This window comes from Pseudomonas sp. RW409 (assembly GCF_003184125.1).
GTDB lineage: Bacteria > Pseudomonadota > Gammaproteobacteria > Pseudomonadales > Pseudomonadaceae > Aquipseudomonas > Aquipseudomonas chlororaphis_I.
In genome coordinates this window covers 444,137-460,035 of the sequence record NZ_QHHP01000042.1, presented here as the reverse complement: position 1 = coordinate 460,035, position 15,899 = coordinate 444,137, and the positions used below count along the sequence as shown (strand labels likewise).

General features: G+C 65.1%; 11 protein-coding genes. 2 read left to right on the top strand and 9 right to left on the bottom strand.

Translation table 11 applies throughout. The annotated features are described in order from the left end of the window. Positions 1-185: 185 nt before the first annotated feature. On the top strand, positions 186-1,502 hold the full coding sequence (locus DK261_RS29040) for an OprD family porin (RefSeq protein ID WP_028683910.1): 1,317 nt from the start codon (positions 186-188) through the stop codon (positions 1,500-1,502). 924 nt (positions 1,503-2,426) lie between these two features. Here DK261_RS29040 and DK261_RS29035 read toward each other — a convergent pair. The 9 genes from DK261_RS29035 to DK261_RS28995 all read right to left on the bottom strand — a co-directional run bounded on the left by DK261_RS29035 (position 2,427) and on the right by DK261_RS28995 (position 14,521). Next, positions 2,427-3,044, bottom strand: coding sequence for a hypothetical protein (locus tag DK261_RS29035; RefSeq protein WP_110177218.1), 618 nt, complete (start codon positions 3,042-3,044; stop codon positions 2,427-2,429). Positions 3,045-3,094: 50 nt separating this feature from the next. Further along, positions 3,095-4,033, bottom strand: a complete 939-nt coding sequence (locus DK261_RS29030; protein ID WP_028683912.1) for a carbohydrate kinase — start codon at positions 4,031-4,033, stop codon at positions 3,095-3,097. A 2-nt stretch (positions 4,034-4,035) separates the two neighbouring features. Then, complete coding sequence (gene xylB, locus DK261_RS29025; RefSeq protein ID WP_110177216.1) at positions 4,036-5,544, bottom strand: xylulokinase; 1,509 nt, start codon at positions 5,542-5,544, stop codon at positions 4,036-4,038. Positions 5,545-5,992: 448 nt separating this feature from the next. After that, positions 5,993-7,474 carry a mannitol dehydrogenase family protein gene (locus DK261_RS29020; RefSeq protein ID WP_110177214.1) on the bottom strand — a complete coding sequence of 494 codons (1,482 nt, stop codon included), beginning with the start codon at positions 7,472-7,474 and terminating at the stop codon, positions 5,993-5,995. A 14-nt stretch (positions 7,475-7,488) separates the two neighbouring features. After that, positions 7,489-8,592 carry an ABC transporter ATP-binding protein gene (locus DK261_RS29015; RefSeq protein WP_110177212.1) on the bottom strand — a complete coding sequence of 368 codons (1,104 nt, stop codon included), beginning with the start codon at positions 8,590-8,592 and terminating at the stop codon, positions 7,489-7,491. Between the two features lie 148 nt (positions 8,593-8,740). Next, the gene (locus tag DK261_RS29010; protein ID WP_028683916.1) at positions 8,741-9,571 is read right to left on the bottom strand and encodes a carbohydrate ABC transporter permease; all 831 of its coding nucleotides are present in this window, start codon (positions 9,569-9,571) and stop codon (positions 8,741-8,743) included. A gap of 10 nt (positions 9,572-9,581) precedes the next feature. Beyond that, entirely contained in the window at positions 9,582-10,508 is a 927-nt protein-coding gene (locus tag DK261_RS29005; RefSeq protein ID WP_110177210.1) for a carbohydrate ABC transporter permease, read from the bottom strand. A 151-nt stretch (positions 10,509-10,659) separates the two neighbouring features. After that, positions 10,660-11,931 carry a sugar ABC transporter substrate-binding protein gene (locus DK261_RS29000; RefSeq protein ID WP_371923123.1) on the bottom strand — a complete coding sequence of 424 codons (1,272 nt, stop codon included), beginning with the start codon at positions 11,929-11,931 and terminating at the stop codon, positions 10,660-10,662. A 379-nt stretch (positions 11,932-12,310) separates the two neighbouring features. Then, positions 12,311-14,521, bottom strand: coding sequence for a TonB-dependent siderophore receptor (locus DK261_RS28995; protein ID WP_110177206.1), 2,211 nt, complete (start codon positions 14,519-14,521; stop codon positions 12,311-12,313). A gap of 357 nt (positions 14,522-14,878) precedes the next feature. Here DK261_RS28995 and DK261_RS28990 point away from each other — a divergent pair, with 357 nt between their 5' ends. Further along, positions 14,879-15,895, top strand: a complete 1,017-nt coding sequence (locus DK261_RS28990; RefSeq protein WP_110177203.1) for an AraC family transcriptional regulator — start codon at positions 14,879-14,881, stop codon at positions 15,893-15,895. The last annotated feature ends 4 nt before the right edge of the window (positions 15,896-15,899 follow it).

Sequence of the window (15,899 nt, the reverse complement as noted above, 5' to 3'; positions counted from 1 at the left end):
AGCGCGGGAAGTGCCAAAGGCTGTAGCAGCTTCAGACTAAAGTCGAGTGTAGCCCGTCAAAGCCATCTGCCATCATTGCGGGTCAACATTGATTTGATCAATTCACCTGGCCAGAAATGATTCGCCAGATGGATTGCTATTGCCTTTCTTTCATCCGCGTTACCGATGCACTGCTGGAGCTTTTCATGCGTCCCCCTTTCCCTTTGCTGCACTCATTCCGACCGCTGCGTTATCCAACGGTGGGCCTCGGCGCCCTTTGCCTGTGCGCGGGTTTTACCGCCCAGGCCGAGGCCGCGGGCTTCTTCGAAGACAGCAGCGCCAAGCTCGAGTCGCGCACCCTCTACTTCAACCGTGACTTCCGCGACGGTCATACCAGCAACGATCAGGGCGCTTCCAAGCGCGAAGAGGCGGCCCAGGGCTTCATTCTCAACCTGCAATCGGGCTACACCGAAGGCACCGTCGGTTTTGGTATCGACGCGCTGGGCATGCTCGGCTTCAAGCTCGATTCCAGCCCCGACCGCAGCAACAGCGGCCTGCTGCCGTCCAGCGGCCAGGACCCGCGGGGCTCCAAGGACCAGTACGCCAAGCTCGGCCTGACGGCCAAGGTGCGCGTGTCGCAGAGCGTGCTCAAGTACGGCGCGCTGCTGCCGGACCTGCCGCTGCTCAAGTACAACGACGGGCGCCTGCTGCCGACCATGTTCAATGGCGCCATGCTCACCTCCAAGGAGATCAAGGACCTGACGTTCATGGCCGCGCGCCTGGACCGCTACACCGCCCGGGATTCCACGGACGCCCAGGACATCCGCGTGCACTGCAAGAACAAGCGGTACGCCTGCAACGTCACCGCCGACCATTTCGACATGTACGGCATCGACTACAAGTTCAACGACCGTCTGACCGGCCAGTACCACTACGGGGAGCTTGCAGACATCTACCGCCAGCACTTCATCGGCCTGCTGGCCAACCAGCCGCTGGGCCCGGGCGTATTGAAGGCCGACCTGCGCCTGCTCAAGAGTGCCGACAGCGGCGCCGAGCGCGCCGGTTCCATCGACAACCGCGCCCTGAGCGGCATGCTCGGCTATGCCATCGACGGCCACACCTTCAGCGCCGGCTGGCAGCGCATGAACGGCGACAACTCGATGCCGTACCTCGATGGCAGCAACCCGTACCTGGTCAACTACGTGCAGGTCAACGACTTCGCCGCCGCCCAGGAGCGTTCCTGGCAGCTGCGCTATGACTACGACTTCAAGGCCATCGGCATCAACGGCCTGAGCTTCCTGACCCGCTATGTCAGCGGCGACCATATCAAGGTCCCGGGCAGCGACCAGGAAGGTCGCGAATGGGAACGCGACAGCGAACTCAAGTACGTGGTGCAGAGCGGCACCTTCAAGGACGTCAGCCTGCGCCTGCGTAACGCCACCTACCGCAGCAACTACGAGAAATACGCCCGGGACGTGGACGAGACGCGGCTGATCGTCAGCTACAACTTCTCGATCCTCTGACGGCGCTGCCGGAAGCTGAATCCGCGAGCTGCCTGGATAAACGCGTCGGCAGGCCTTGCGGCTGCTGCGCAGCCGATCGCAGCCTTCGGCAGCGGCTACAGGGGATCGCGGTGTCTTGTAGCCGCTGCCGAGCCTGCGAGGCTGCGATCGGCGGCGCAGCCGTCGCAAAACCGGTAACCGCGTTGCATCAGGTCCACCGCGTGCGCTGGTTGGGCGGCTGCTTCGCAGCCGATCGCAGCCTTCGGCAGCGGCTACAGGGTTTGTGGTGGCTGTGTAGCCGCTGCCGAGCCTGCGAGGCTGCGATCGGCGGCGCAGCCGTCGCAAACCCGGTAACCGCGTTGCATCAGGTACACCGCGTGCGCTGGTTGGGCGGCTGCGTTGCAGCCGGTCGCAGCCTTCGCCAGCGGCTACAGGGGATCGCGGTGTCTTGTAGCCGCTGCCGAGCCTGCGAGGCTGCGATCGGCGGCGCAGCCGTCGCAAACCCGGTAACCGCGTTGCATCAGGTACACCGTGTGCACTGGTTTAGCGGCTGCGTTGCAGCCGGTCGCAGCCTTCGGCAGCGGCTACAGGGGCCGTGGTGGCTGTGTAGCCGCTGCCGAGCCTGCGAGGCTGCGATCGGCGGCGCAGCCGTCGCAAACCCGGTAACCGCGTTGCATCAGGTGCAGCGCGTGCGATGGTTTAGCGGCTGCGTTGCAGCCGGTCGCAGGCTGCGCCAGCGGCTACAGGGGATCGCGGTGTCTTGTAGCCGCTGCCGAGCCTGCGAGGCTGCGATCGGCGGCGCAGCCGTCGCAAAACCGGTAACCGCGTTGCATCAGGTACACCGCGTGCACTGGTTTAGCGGCTGCGTTGCAGCCGGTCGCAGCCTCGCGGTGCTCGGCAGCGGCTACGGAGCGCGAAGGAGGCGGGGAGATCCGCGTCAGGCGCTTACAACCAATTCCAGAAGCGGCTCCAGAAGCCGCGGTTCAGCTCTTCCCGGCAACCGGCGTACTGCTGGCCGTACAGGCTGGAACGGCTTTGCACCTTCATCGCCACGGTCTGCAGCCAGGGCTTGGCCGCATAGGTCTGCCGGCGGTAGCCGCCCCAGCCTTCGTGGTAGTTCAGGTACTGGCGGTAGGCGTCCTGCTTGGTCACGCCGTTGACCCGCGTGGTCTGGTCCATGTACCAGCCGATAAAGTCGGTGGCGTCGGCGAAGTTGGTGCGGCTGGCCCAGTAGTTGTCGCCCTTGCGCTGGTAGTCGCCCCAGACTTCGTCCTTGGCCTGCGGGTAGCCGGCCGCCGAGGTCACCCGGCCCCAGGGAATCACCCACAACAGGTATTTGCGGGGCGGCAAGGCGTCCTGCTTGAAGCTCGATTCCTGGTAGATGATCGACAGCGGCACCTGGATCGGCACCCCCCATTTCTCTTCGGTGGCCTTGGCCGCCTTGTACCAGTCGCTTTTCTCGCGAAAGATCTCGCAGATGTCGTTGGGGTTGGCCGGCGGCGAGGTCGCGCAACCGGTCAGGATGAAGGGGAGGACTACGGCGGCATAGGCGAAGCGGGTCAAAGGCAAGGCTCTATTCGGGTCGATGGGAGCGCCGCGTGGCGCTCCTGCGATCAGTTCAGTTGGTGGCGATAGGGCAGGTCCGGTCCGGTCTTGCCACAGGTCAGCGCCGCGGCGCGGATGGCGAACCTGAGCATCTGGTCGATCTGGTCCCGGCTCAAGCCCGCCACACCCTCCAACGAATCCAGCTGTCGTTCGGTCAGCCAGGCAATCAGAGCGGCCTGGAAGGTGTCGCCGGCGCCCACGGTGTCGGCCATCTTAATCGGCATGGCCGGCGCCGACCAGCGGCCATGTGCCCGACTGAACACCGTCGCGCCCTCTGCGCCGCGGGTCAGGAACACCAGCTGGCAGTGATGCTGCAGCCAGCCTTCGATCACGTGCTGCGGGTCCTGGTCGGGGTAGAGCAGGTGCAAATCCTCGTCGCTGACCTTGATCAGGTCGGCCAGCCGGACCAGGGTGTCGATGCGCTGGCGCCACAGCTGGATGTCCGGGGCCGGGTTGAGGCGCACGTTGGGGTCGAGGCTGATCAGGCGCTGGCCACGCTCGCGGCGCACCAGTGCCAGCAGGGTGTCGGCGATCGGTTGCACCACCAGGGAAAACGAACCGATGTGCAGGCCGCGCACCCGACTGTCGAGCGGCGGCAAATCGGCCAGTTGCAACTGGCGGTCGGCGCAGCCTTCGCCACGGAAGCTGTATTGCGGCGAGCCATCGGCGCCCACCGCGACCATCGCCAGGGTGGTCGGTGCCTGGACGTGCAGCAAGTAGTCTTCGCCCACGCCTTCGTCGCGCAGCACCTGTAACAGGCGCCGGCCGAGGTAGTCGGTGGACAGCCCGGCGAACAGCGCCGCGTCCACCCCCAGGCGGCGCAAACCCACCGCGACATTGAAGGGCGAACCGCCGGCGATTGCCTGGAAGTTGACCCGCGATGCCCGACCGCTGGCATCGTCTTGGCTGAAAAAATCGAACAGTGCTTCACCACAGACCAGGTACATAGTCATTCGCTCTTCAAAAGGGTTGCCACATGCTGTTGGTAGCCTTCATAGGCTTGCTGGTAGGCCGCGACATTGGCCGCTATCGGCAAGGTTTCGCTGCTTGCATCGAGCCTCACGCAGCGCTGGCACAGCTGCGCCAGGCTCTGCGCCTGGCCACTGTGGTGCGACTGGCACCAGGCCGCCTGGATCGCCGCGCCCAGGGCCGCCGCTTCGCTCTGCTCGGTGCAGACCACCGGGGTGTGCATGATATCGGCGACCATCTGCCGCCACAGCGGGCTTTTCGAACCGCCGCCGATCAGGCGGATGCTCTGGCTTTGCAGGCCGTTGTGGCGCAGCAGGTCCAGGCCGTAGCGCAGGCCGAAGGTGGTGCCTTCGACCGCCGCGCGGCACAGGTTGGCCCGGGTCAGGTTGTTGGCGGTCAGGCCCAGCAGGCTGCCGCTGGCATGGGGCAGGGCGGGGACCCGCTCGCCGTTGAGGAACGGCAGCATGCACACGCCCTCGGCGCCGATCGGCGCCTGCGCCACCCGTTGGTTGAAGGCGTCGATATCCAGCTCGAACAACTCGCGCACCGCGCTTGTGGCATTGGTCAGGTTCATGGTGCAGATCAGCGGCAGCCAGCCGCCGCTGGAGGAACAGAAGGTCGCCACCGCGGCGTCCGCGCTGACCCGCGGTTGCTCGGCGTAGGCATACAGGGTGCCCGAGGACCCCAGGCTCATGGTGATCGCCCCGGGCTGGATATTGCCGGTGCCGATGGCCCCCAGCATGTTGTCGCCGCCACCGCTGGACACCAGCGCCCGCGGGTTGAGGCCCAGTTGCCGGGCGATCTCCGGCAGCAGGGTGCCCACTGGCTGGTGGGCTTCGAGCAGTTCCGGCAAGGCAGCTTCCAGGCGGCCGTCGGGGTCGATGTGCCGGAGCAGCGCCAGGTCCCATTGCCGGGTGCGCACATTGAAATAGCCGGTGCCCGAGGCATCGCCGTATTCGCTGCAGCAGCGACCGGTCAGCCAGAAGTTCAGGTAGTCGTGGGGCAGCAGCACATGGGCGATGCGCTGGAAGATCTGCGGGTGTTGCTCCCGGGTCCACAGCAGTTTCGACACCGTGTAGCCGGGGGCAATCGCCACGCCGAGGCGCTCCAGGGAGCCTTGTTCGCCGCCCAGGTAATCCAGCAGGCGCTGGTTCTGCAGGGTGGATTCAGTGTCGCACCAGAGCTTGGCCGGGCGCAGTACCTGGCCCTGTTGGTCGAGCAGGACCAGGCCGTGCTGCTGGCCGGACACGCCGATGCCGAGGATGTCCAGGCCGCTGACACCCGCCGCCAATAACGCCCGGCGGGTGGCCAGGGCAAACGCCTCGCGCCATTGCCCGACGTCCTGTTCGCGGCGGCCATTGGCGCCGCTGATCAGGCTGTGGGGCGCCGCGCCCAGGCCCAGCACTTCGCCGCTGGCGGCGTCGAGAACGATGGCTTTGGTGCCCTGGGTGCCGCAGTCGATGCCGAGGAAAAGCTGTTGCGTCGTCATGGATGAACCTGCACAAAATTCAAATCAAACCCACTGTAGCCGCTGCCGAGCCTGAGAGGCTGCGATCGATTGCGTAGCAATCGCAAAGCCTGGGTCCGCGATCTGCCTGGAGAAACGCGTTGGCAGGATTTGCGTCGGCTACGCCGCCGATCGCAGCCTTCGGCAGCGGCTACAGGATTCGCGGTGGCCGTGTAGCCGCTGCCGAGCCTGCGAGGCTGCGATCGATTGCGTAGCAATCGCAAAACCTGAGTCCGCGATCTGTCTGGAGAAACGCGTCGGCAGGATTTGCGTCGGCTACGCAGCCGATCGCAGCCTTCGGCAGCGGCTACAGGGTTTGCGGTGGCTATGTAGCCGCTGCCGAGCTCGCGAGGCTGCGATCGATTGCAACGCAATCGCAAAACCTGGGTCCGCGATCTGCCTGGAGAAACGCATCGGCGACAGGCAAGCATCAGCGGCCCCTGGCCAATACCCGCTCCAGGGTGTGGGTCACGCCGTTGTCGCGCAGGCTGCTGTAGCAGCGCTCGAAGGCCGCGGTGAATGCGGCGCTGGCGGGGATCGCCGGGCCGAAGATTTCCTCGACCGCCAACAGCCGCTGGCCGATCAGCGCGTCATCCGCCACCAGCGCCTGGCAGAACGCGGCACGCGGATCGGGAATGGCGTAGGTGTCGCCGTTTTCGTCCACGCCCTTGAGGTACAAGGCCCAGGCGGCGACCACCAGGGCGGCGTGCTCGGTGTCGCGGCCGTCGGCGATCAGGCGGTTGAGGGTCGGCACGGTGAACTTGGGCAGCTTCGACGAGCCGTCGGAGCAGACCCGCTCCAGCTGGTCGGCAATCGCCCGGTTGGAGAAACGCGCCACCAGGGTGTCCTTGTAGTCGTCCAGGTCGATGCCCGGCACCGGCGCCAGTTGCGGGGTCACGTCCAGATCCATGTAGGCGCGCATATAGGCGACGAACAGCGGGTCGGCCATGGTCTCGTGGACAAACCGATAACCCTTGAGGAAGCCCAGGTAGGTCAGGGCCAGGTGGCTGCCATTGAGCAGCTTGATCTTCATCTCCTCATAGGGCGTGACGTCGTCGGTGAATTGCACGCCGACCTTTTCCCAGGCCGGCCGGCCGCTGACGAACTGGTCTTCCAGCACCCATTGCGCAAAGGGCTCGCAGACCACCGGCCAGGCGTCGTCGATGCCGTGCTGGTCGTGCAGTTGCAGGCGGTGGGCGGTGCTGGTCATGGGCGTGATGCGGTCGACCATGGCGTTGGGGAAACTGACGTTGGCGGCGATCCAGTCGTGCAGGTCGGCGTCGCGCTGGCGGGCGAAGGCCAGCAGCGCCTTGCGGGTCACCGCGCCGTTGTGCGGCAGGTTATCGCAGGACATCAGGGTAAAGGCCGGGACCCCGGCCGCCCGGCGCTGGGCCAGGGCCGCGCAGAGAAAACCGAACACGGTCTTCGGCTGCTGCGGGTGGGCCAGGTCGTGCTGGATCTGCGGCAGATGGGCCATGAACTCGCCGCTGCTGTCATCGATGCAGTAGCCACCTTCGGTGATGGTCAGCGAGACGATGCGGATCTGCGGGTCGGCCAGTTTGTCGATCAGCGCCTGGGCGCCGTCCTCGGCCAGCAGCATGTCGCTAATGGCGCCGATTACCCGCACTTCGGCGGCGTCGCTGTCACCCAGCTCGAATAGGGTGAACAGATAGTCCTGGCCGGCCAGGTCGTCGCGGGCGCGGCGGTCCTCGGCGCGCAGGCCGACCCCGCAGATGCTCCAGTCCAGGCCTTCGCCGGTGTTCATCAGGGCATCGGTGTAATAGGCCTGGTGCGCCCGGTGGAAACCACCGACGCCGATATGCACCATGCCTTGCCGGGTCTCGGCCAGGTCGTAGGCGGGCAGCCGGACTTCAGGGGCCAGGCGGTGGAGGTTGTGTCGGTTCAGTTTCATCGTTCGGTTCTCGTTCAGGCGGCGGCGCGCAGCGGCCTGGCCACGGCCACGCCGTCGGCATCGAAGAGGTGGCAGTGTTCGGCATCCAGGTGCAGGTTCAGTTGCTGGCCATAGGCGCTGGCCAGGTCGCCGCGGATACGCAGGGTCAGCGCTTCGCCGGACGCGGTGCGGACATGGCAGAAGGTGTCGCTGCCCAGGCGCTCGCTGACGTCGGCGGTGACCTGCAGGGTGCAGTCGCCGGGGCGGGCCAGTTCCAGGTGCTCGGGACGGATGCCCAGGGTCACCGGGCTGCCGACGCTCAGGTGGGCGCCGCGCTGTGGCAGCTGGATGCGGGTGCCGGCCTCCAGCAGCACCTCGCAGCCCTGGCCATCGACCCGGCTCAGCCGGCCCTTGAGGAAGCCCATCTTCGGCGTGCCGAGGAAGCCGGCGACAAACAGGTTGGCCGGGCTGTGGTACAGCTCCAGCGGCGAGCCCACCTGTTCCACGCGGCCGCCGTTGAGCACCACCACCTTGTCGGCCAGGGTCATGGCTTCGACCTGGTCGTGGGTCACGTAGATCATGGTCGCCTGCAGCTCTTTATGCAGGCGCGCCAGCTCCAGGCGCATCTGCACCCGCAGCGCGGCGTCGAGGTTGGACAGCGGCTCGTCGAACAGGAAGATCTTCGGGTTGCGCACGATGGCCCGGCCGATGGCCACGCGCTGGCGCTGGCCGCCGGACAGCTGCTTGGGCTTGCGCTCCAGCATCGGCCCCAGTTCGAGGATGCGCGCCGCTTCGTTGACCTTCTGTTGCACCTCGGCTTTCGGCACGCCGGCCAGGTCCAGGGCGAAGGACATGTTCTTGCGCACGCTCATGTGCGGGTACAGGGCGTAGGTCTGGAACACCATGGCCAGGTCGCGCTTGGCCGGGCTGACCTCGGTGATGTCGCGACCATCCAGTTCGATGCTGCCGCCGCTGACTTCCTCCAGGCCGGCGATCAACCGCAGCAGGGTGGACTTGCCACAGCCCGAGGGGCCGACGAAGACCACGAACTCCTTGTCGCGCACCTCCAGGTCGATGCCCTTGATGATGGAAAAACCTTCGAAGCCTTTTTGCAGATTCTTGATTTTCAGGTTGGCCATGGAATCTCTCCGGATTTCAGAATTTCGGTGTAGCCGCTGCCGCAGGCTGCGATAGGCACCGCAGGGGCCTGGGCGCCTGTGCGGTCGCTGGCGAGCCTGCGGCTCGATCGCAGCCTTCGGCAGCGGCTACAGGTAGTGGGTCGTCTGGTTATTTCACGGCGCCGAAGGACAGGCCGCGCACCAGCTGTTTCTGGCTGATCCAGCCGAAGATCAGGATCGGCGCGCAGGCCAGGGTCGAGACCGCCGAGAGCTTGGCCCAGAACAGCCCTTCGGGGCTGGAGTAGGAGGCGATCAGCGCGGTCAGCGGCGCGGCGTTGGACGAGGTCAGGTTCAGCGACCAGAACGCCTCGTTCCAGCACAGGATCAGCGACAGCAGCACGGTGGAGGCCAGCCCGCCCTTGGCGATCGGCAGCAGCACCCGGAGCATTTCCTGGCCCAGCGTGGCGCCGTCCAGCCGCGCGGCCTCGAGGATGTCCCGGGGGATGTCCTTGAAGTAGGTGTAAATCATCCAGACCACGATCGGCAGGTTGATCAGGGTGTAGATCACGATCAGCGCGATGCGCGTGTCCAACAGGCCAAAGCTCTTGGCCAGCAGGTAGATCGGCATCAGCACGCCCACCGGCGGCAGCATCTTGGTCGACAGCATCCACAGCAGGGTGCGCTTGGTGTTACGGGTCTCGTAGAAGGCCATGGAATAGGCCGCCGGCACCGCGATCAGCAGGCACAGGGCGGTGGCGCTGAAGGAGATCACCACCGAGTTCCAGGCGAAGGCCAGGTAGTTGCTGCGCTCGTTGATGTGCAGGTAATTCTCCAGCGTCGGTGTGAAAATGAACTGCGGCGGCGTGGCGAAGGCATCGATTTCGGTCTTGAAGCTGGTCAGCAGCATCCAGAAGATCGGGAAGAAGATCAGGATGGCGATGGCCCAGGCCAGGGTGCCGAGCAGCAGGCTTTGCAGGCGGCGGGATTGTTGCAGGGTCATGGCGCGCACCTCAGGGCTTGTCAGTCAGGTTTTTGCCGAGCATCCGCACCAGGATGATCGCGGCGATATTGGCGATGACCACGGCGATCAGGCCGCCGGCCGAGGCCATGCCCACGTCGAACTGCACCAGCGCCTGGTTGTAGATCAGGTAGGCGAGGTTGGTCGAGGCATAGCCCGGGCCACCGTTGGTGGTGGTGAAGATTTCGGCGAACACCGAGAGCAGGAAGATGGTCTCGATCATCACCACCACCGCGATGGGCCGCGCCAGGTGCGGCAGGGTCAGGTGCCAGAAGATCGCGATGGCCCCGGCGCCATCCAGGCGTGCGGCTTCCTTCTGCTCCTGGTCCAGCGACTGCATGGCGGTCATCAGGATCAGGATGGCGAACGGCAGCCACTGCCAGGAGACAATGATGATGATCGACAGCAGCGGGTAGTGGGCCAGCCAGTCCACCGGCTGGGCGCCGAACAGCTTCCACACGGCGGCGAGAATCCCCGACACCGGGTGGAAGATCAGGTTCTTCCAGATCAGCGCGCCCACCGTGGGCATGATGAAGAACGGCGAGATCAGCAGCACCCGGACAATGCCGCGGCCGAGGAACTCGCTGGCTTCCAGCAGGGCGCTGATCAGTACCCCGAACACCACGCTGATCAGCAGCACGCTGCCCACCAGCAGCAGGGTGTTGCCGGCCCCGGGCAAAAAGCCCGAATCGCTGAGGAAGTAGCTGAAATTTTCCAGCCCGACGAACTGGTTTTCCCCGGGGTACAGCAGGTTGTAGCGGATCAGCGAGAAGTACAGGGTCATGCCCAGCGGCACGATCATCCACAGCAGCAACAGCGCCACCGAGGGGCTGACCAGGAACCAGCCGGGGTTGAGCAGGCGGTGCTTGCGCGCGACCTGGGGCATTGGCAAATGAGCTTTGGCAGTCGAGGTATTCATGGCGATCACAACCGTTCAGGTACGCGTAACGCGGTTCCCTGTAGGAGCGAGCTTGCTCGCGATGGTCGTCAACGATAACGCGCCCAACCTGGGTGAATGCGCTGTCTTGACGTTTTTCGCGAGCAAGCTCGCTCCTACAGGTTTTGGGGGATTACTTGGGATAGCCGGCGCGTTTCATTTCGCGTTCGGTGGTCTGCTGCGCGGCGGCCAGGGCCTGGTCGACCGTGGTCTGGCCGATCAGCGCGGCGGAGAACAGCTTGCCGACCTGGGTGCCGATGGCCTGGAACTCGGGAATGGTCACCAGCTGGATGCCGATGTAGGGCACCGGCTTGAGGGTCGGCTTAGTCGGGTCGGCGACTTTCAGCGATTCCAGGGTCACCCTGGCGAATGGCGCGGCCTGCATATAGGCCTCGCTGTAGGTCGAGGCGCGGGTGCCCGGCGGCACGTTGGCGATGCCGTCTTTCTCGGCGACCAGGGCCCCGTACTCCTTGGAGGTGGCCCAGGTGGCGAAGGTCTGCGCGGCATCCTTGGCCTTGGAGCTGGTGGGGATCGCCAGTGCCCAGGAGTACATCCAGGCGCTGCCCTTGTCGGTCACCTGTTGCGGGGCGTAGGTAAAGCCGACGTGTTCGCTGACCTTGCTCTGCGACTTGTCGGTGACGAAGGAGCCGGCGACGCTGGCGTCGACCCAGATCGCGCACTTGCCGCTGTTGAACAGCGCCAGGTTCTCGTTGAAACCGTTGCTGGAGGCGCCGGGCGGGCCGGCCTTTTTCATGGTGTCGACGTAGAAGGTCAGGGCGTTCTTCCATTCGGTCCCGGTGAATTCCGGCTGCCACTGCTCATTGAACCAGCGCGCGCCGAAACCGTTGGCCAGGGTGGTGATCAGGGCCATGTTCTCGCCCCAGCCGGCCTTGCCGCGCAGGCAGAGGCCGTACTGTTCCTGCTCGGGCTTGTTGAGCTTGCCGGCGAACTCGCCGATCTGCTCCCAGGTCGGGTGCTCGGGCATGACCAGGCCGGCGTCCTTGAACAGGTCGGTGCGGTAGTAGGTCATCGAGCTTTCGGCGTAGAACGGCAGGGCGTACAGCGTGCCCTTGGCCGATAGGCCTTCGCGCACCGCGGGGAAGATGTCCTGCAGGTCATAGGCGGCGGGCAGGTCCTGCATCGGTTGCAGCCAGCCCTTGGCGCCCCACAAAGCGGCTTCGTACATGCCGATGGTCAGCACGTCGAACTGCCCGCCCTGGGTGGCGATGTCGGTGGTCAGGCGCTGGCGCAGCACGTTCTCTTCGAGCACCACCCAGTTCAGCTTGATCTCCGGGTGTTCGCTCTCGAAGGTTTTCGAGAGCTTCTGCATGCGGATCATGTCGCTGTTGTTGACGGTGGCGATGGTCAGGGTCTGGGCGCCGAGGCTGACGCCGCTCAGGGTCATGCAGGTGGTGACGAGCAGGGCGGTAATGCAGGGTTTCATCGTGCACTCCTCTTCCGGGCCCGGTGGGCGGCAGAAGGACGGTTATTGTTGTTGTGTCTTCCGGATGCAGGGAAGAATGTGCGGCTGATTACAGCCCTCAACGCCCGCGCTGACAAATCATCCCTGACACTCGAATCGATACTTTTTTGCACTGCGATGAAATCCTTCGCCCGGCGCAAGCCGCCATGGGCCAGGGATTCGCCCGTTCGCGCCGGGTAAAACCGGGGAGATAACGTATTGGTTTTTTTTGCCGTGGCGGCCTGGGCCGGAGAACGGCGAGAAGGTGCCGATGACAGCGGCGAAACCCAGGTCGACCGGGGCTTCGCGCTGAGGGGAGGGGTCAGAAGCTATAGGTGGCCGACATGATCGCCGCGCGCGCGTCGCCGTATTCGATGGCCGAGGAGCGCGCGGTCGAGCCGTTCTGCTGGCGCACCCGTTCCACGTAGTCCTTGTCGAACAGGTTGTTGACGTTCAGCTGCAGGTCGAGGTTGTGGTTGACCTTGTAGCCGAGCATGGCGTTGTGCACCCAGTAGGCGTCCAGCTTGGCGCGGGTGCTGGAGCTGACGTTGCGCTCGCTGACATAACGCGTGCCATAACCCAGGGTCCAGCCGGCCGGCAGTTCGTAGGTGGTCCACAGATTGAGCGAACGCGGCGGCGTGTTGCCCAGGGCCTGGCCCTTGCGCGCGATACCCGAGGCGGTGTTCGCCGCTTTCAGGGTTTCGCTGTCGAGGAAGGTGTAGTTGGCGAACACATCCCACTGCTCGGTGACATGCCCGGTGACGCCGATCTCCACACCCTGCACCCGCTGCTTGCCGGCCAGTTGGGTCGAACCGTCGGCCATGGTTTCCCGGGCGTTGCTCTTCTCTACGCGAAACAGCGCTGCGTCCAGTTCCAGGCGCTTGTCCAGCAGCTCCCACTTGGTCCCCAGTTCCCAGGTTTCGTTCTTCTCCGGCGCCAGGTCCTGGTTGCCCTTGCTCAAGCCACCGCCGGTCGAGGCCAGGTTCTCGGCGGACGGGTTGAAGGAGTTGCCCCAGGCGGCATAGATGCGCCCGTTTTCGGTCGGTTTGAACACCAGGCCGGTGCGGGCGCTGGCCTTGTTCGTGTCCGAGACCAGGCTCTCGCTTTTCACATGGCTGCCCGAGTATTTGTCGACGTCGCCCTTGATCTTGTCGTAGCGCAGGCCGAGGTTGAGGTCCCAGCGCTCGCTCAGGGCGATGGTATCGAACAGGTAGTAGGCCTGGCCCTTGAGGGTGGTCTCGGTATAGCCGCTGGTGGCCTTGTTGACCGGGCCGTTCCAGCGCCCGGGCGGGCTGCCCAGGGCATAGCCGTCGCGCGGATACAGCGCGCTGCCCAGGCCATGGTTGTAGGTCTTCAGGTCGAGGGTTTCCCGGGACAGTTCCACGCCCGCCACCAGGTCGTGGCGCATGCCGGCGAACTCGAAGTCGCCGATCAGGTTGCTCTGGTTGATCCACATCTCGGTGGTGGCGTCGCGCCCGTAGGCCTGGGGCCCGGCCGGACGGTAGCGGCCCGCCGGCACGCCGCTGGTGTTGACATGGGACGCCGAGACGATGGTGTCGCGCGCGGTGCGGCTGTAGCGCGTAAGGTTCTGCAGGCGCAGGTGGTCGCTGAAGTCGTGCTCGAAATCGGCGGTGAAGGCGTTCTGTTCGATCTGCTCCTTGTCCAGGTTCTTCCAGCCGAAATAGGCATCGCGCTTGACCCCGGCCAGCTTCTTGCCGTCCAGCGCCGGTACGCCGTAGTCCGGCAGGTTGTCGTCGGTCTGGTGGAAGGCGCTGAGGGTCAGCCGGGTGGCGTCGCTGAACCCCAGGCGCAACGACGGCGCGATGCCCCAGCGCTCGCGGTCGATCTTGTCGCGGCCGGGCACATCGTTCTGATGGCCCATCAGGTTGATCCGCACCGCGCTGTCCTGGCCGACGCTTTCCAGGGGCTGGTTGCTGTCCAGCGTCAGGCGGTAGTAGTTATCGGTGCCGAGGCTACCGCCGAGGCGGGTGAACGCCTGGTTCTTCGGTTGCTTGCTGACCACGTTGATGCTGCCACCGGTGGTGCCGGCGCCGCCGAACACCGAGTTGGGGCCCTTGATCACCTCCACCTGCTCGACGTTGAAGGTGTCGGAACGGTTGGTCTGCGCGCTGTCGCGCAGGCCGTCGATCTGCAGGTTGCTGTTGGCCGAGAAGCCGCGGATGTTGATGCTGTCCCCCGAGCCGCCACCGCCTTCGCCGGCGTTGAAGGTGATGCCGGACACGTTCGACAGCACCTGGCGCAGGCTCAGCACCTGCTGTTCCTGGATCAGCTTGGGCGGCACCACGGTGATGGTCTGCGGGGTGTCCAGCAGCGGCGCCACGTACTTGGCGGAAGACGAACGTTCGGTCTTGTAGCCTTTGCCTTCCTCCGCCTCGACCTTGATGTTGTCCAGTTGCAAGACGTTCTGCCGTTCGCCAGCAGCGGTGAGACCGGAGGCAGAGACGATGGCGAGGCCTATTGTGGGGGCCAGCAGACGGTGCTGTGGCAAGGAGGAGGGGGCTTTGCTATCCATGAGAATCACTCTTTGGGTTTGATGAGATTAAATCCTATTTAAGATTGATTATTAAAAACGGAATGTACAAGAACGCTTACAATTTTTTGGCGTTAATGAGATTTATCTTTTTGTGGCGAAGGCAAGATCAGGACTTGTAAGGGATTTTTCTTTCGGTGTGCTGAGGCTTATCTGCCTGGGGCGACGGCGAATGGGCGGCAGCCTGTCGCTGCGCAGAGCACTGCAGGCAGCGGCGCACAAAGGTCAGGAGCCGGGACGGAACGAGATGGGCCGCTTAGCCAAAAGCCCACTGGCTTTTTCCTCGTCACTGCCTAAGATGACCGACAAATCTCCTTATGCAGGAAGCAGTTACGCGCGATGTCGGAAAAAGACACGATCTCCATGCAACTGGTGCGCGAAGCGCTGCTGCAAAGCTGCGCCCCGGGTGCCGCCAGCGAAGAAGTGCTGCTCAAGGTCGGCATCGACCCGGCCCGGCTGGACGTCAGCGCCGCCCGCGTGCCGGCGGTGGCCTATGCCCGGCTGTGGCGCCTGCTGGCGCGGCGCACGGACGACGAGTTCTTCGGCATGGACCCGCGCAAGCTCAAGTCCGGCAGCCTGGAGTTTCTCTGTCGCACCGCGATGGCCCGGCAGAACCTGGCGGCGGGCCTGGAATCCGGGCTGGCTTTTTTGTCGCTGATGCTCGAACACCTGCCGGCCCAGCTGGTGCGCCAGCAGAGCCTGGCGGAGATCGTCCTGCTGGAGGACGAGCAGGCGCCGCGCCGGGCCTTCACCTATTTCACCTACTGGATGATCGTCCACGGCGTGGCCTGCTGGCTGGCCGGGCGACGCATCCCGATCCTGGCCATCGAGCTGCGCTGCCCGGAACCGGATTTCTGCGACGACTACCAGGTGATGTTCTCGCAGAACCTGCGGTTCGACCGGCCGCGCACGCGGATGATCTTTGCCGCCGACTGCCTGGACTTGCCGATCAAGCGCACTGGCGAGGAGCTCAAGCGTTTCCTGGCCCAGGCGCCGGCCAATATCCTGGTCAAATACCGCGACCCAGAGAGCCTGGCCAGCCGCATCAAGCACGATCTGCGCCAGCTGCCCGCCGCGCAGTGGCCGGAAACCGAGAGCCTGGCCCACAGCCTGTGCATGTCGGCCTCGACCCTGCGTCGCCGCCTGGCGGAAGAGGGGCAGACCTACCAGGGAATCAAGGACGGGGTGCGCAAGGAACTGGCGATCGCCTGGCTGGCCGAGCCGCAGATCAGCTTCACGGAAATCGCCAGCCGCCTGGGCTTCGCCGACGCCAGTTCGTTCTACAAAGCCTTTCGCAAATGGTCCGGCTCCAACCCCGGGCATTACCGCAGCCTGATCCTCAACGACCCGACCTGAGCGC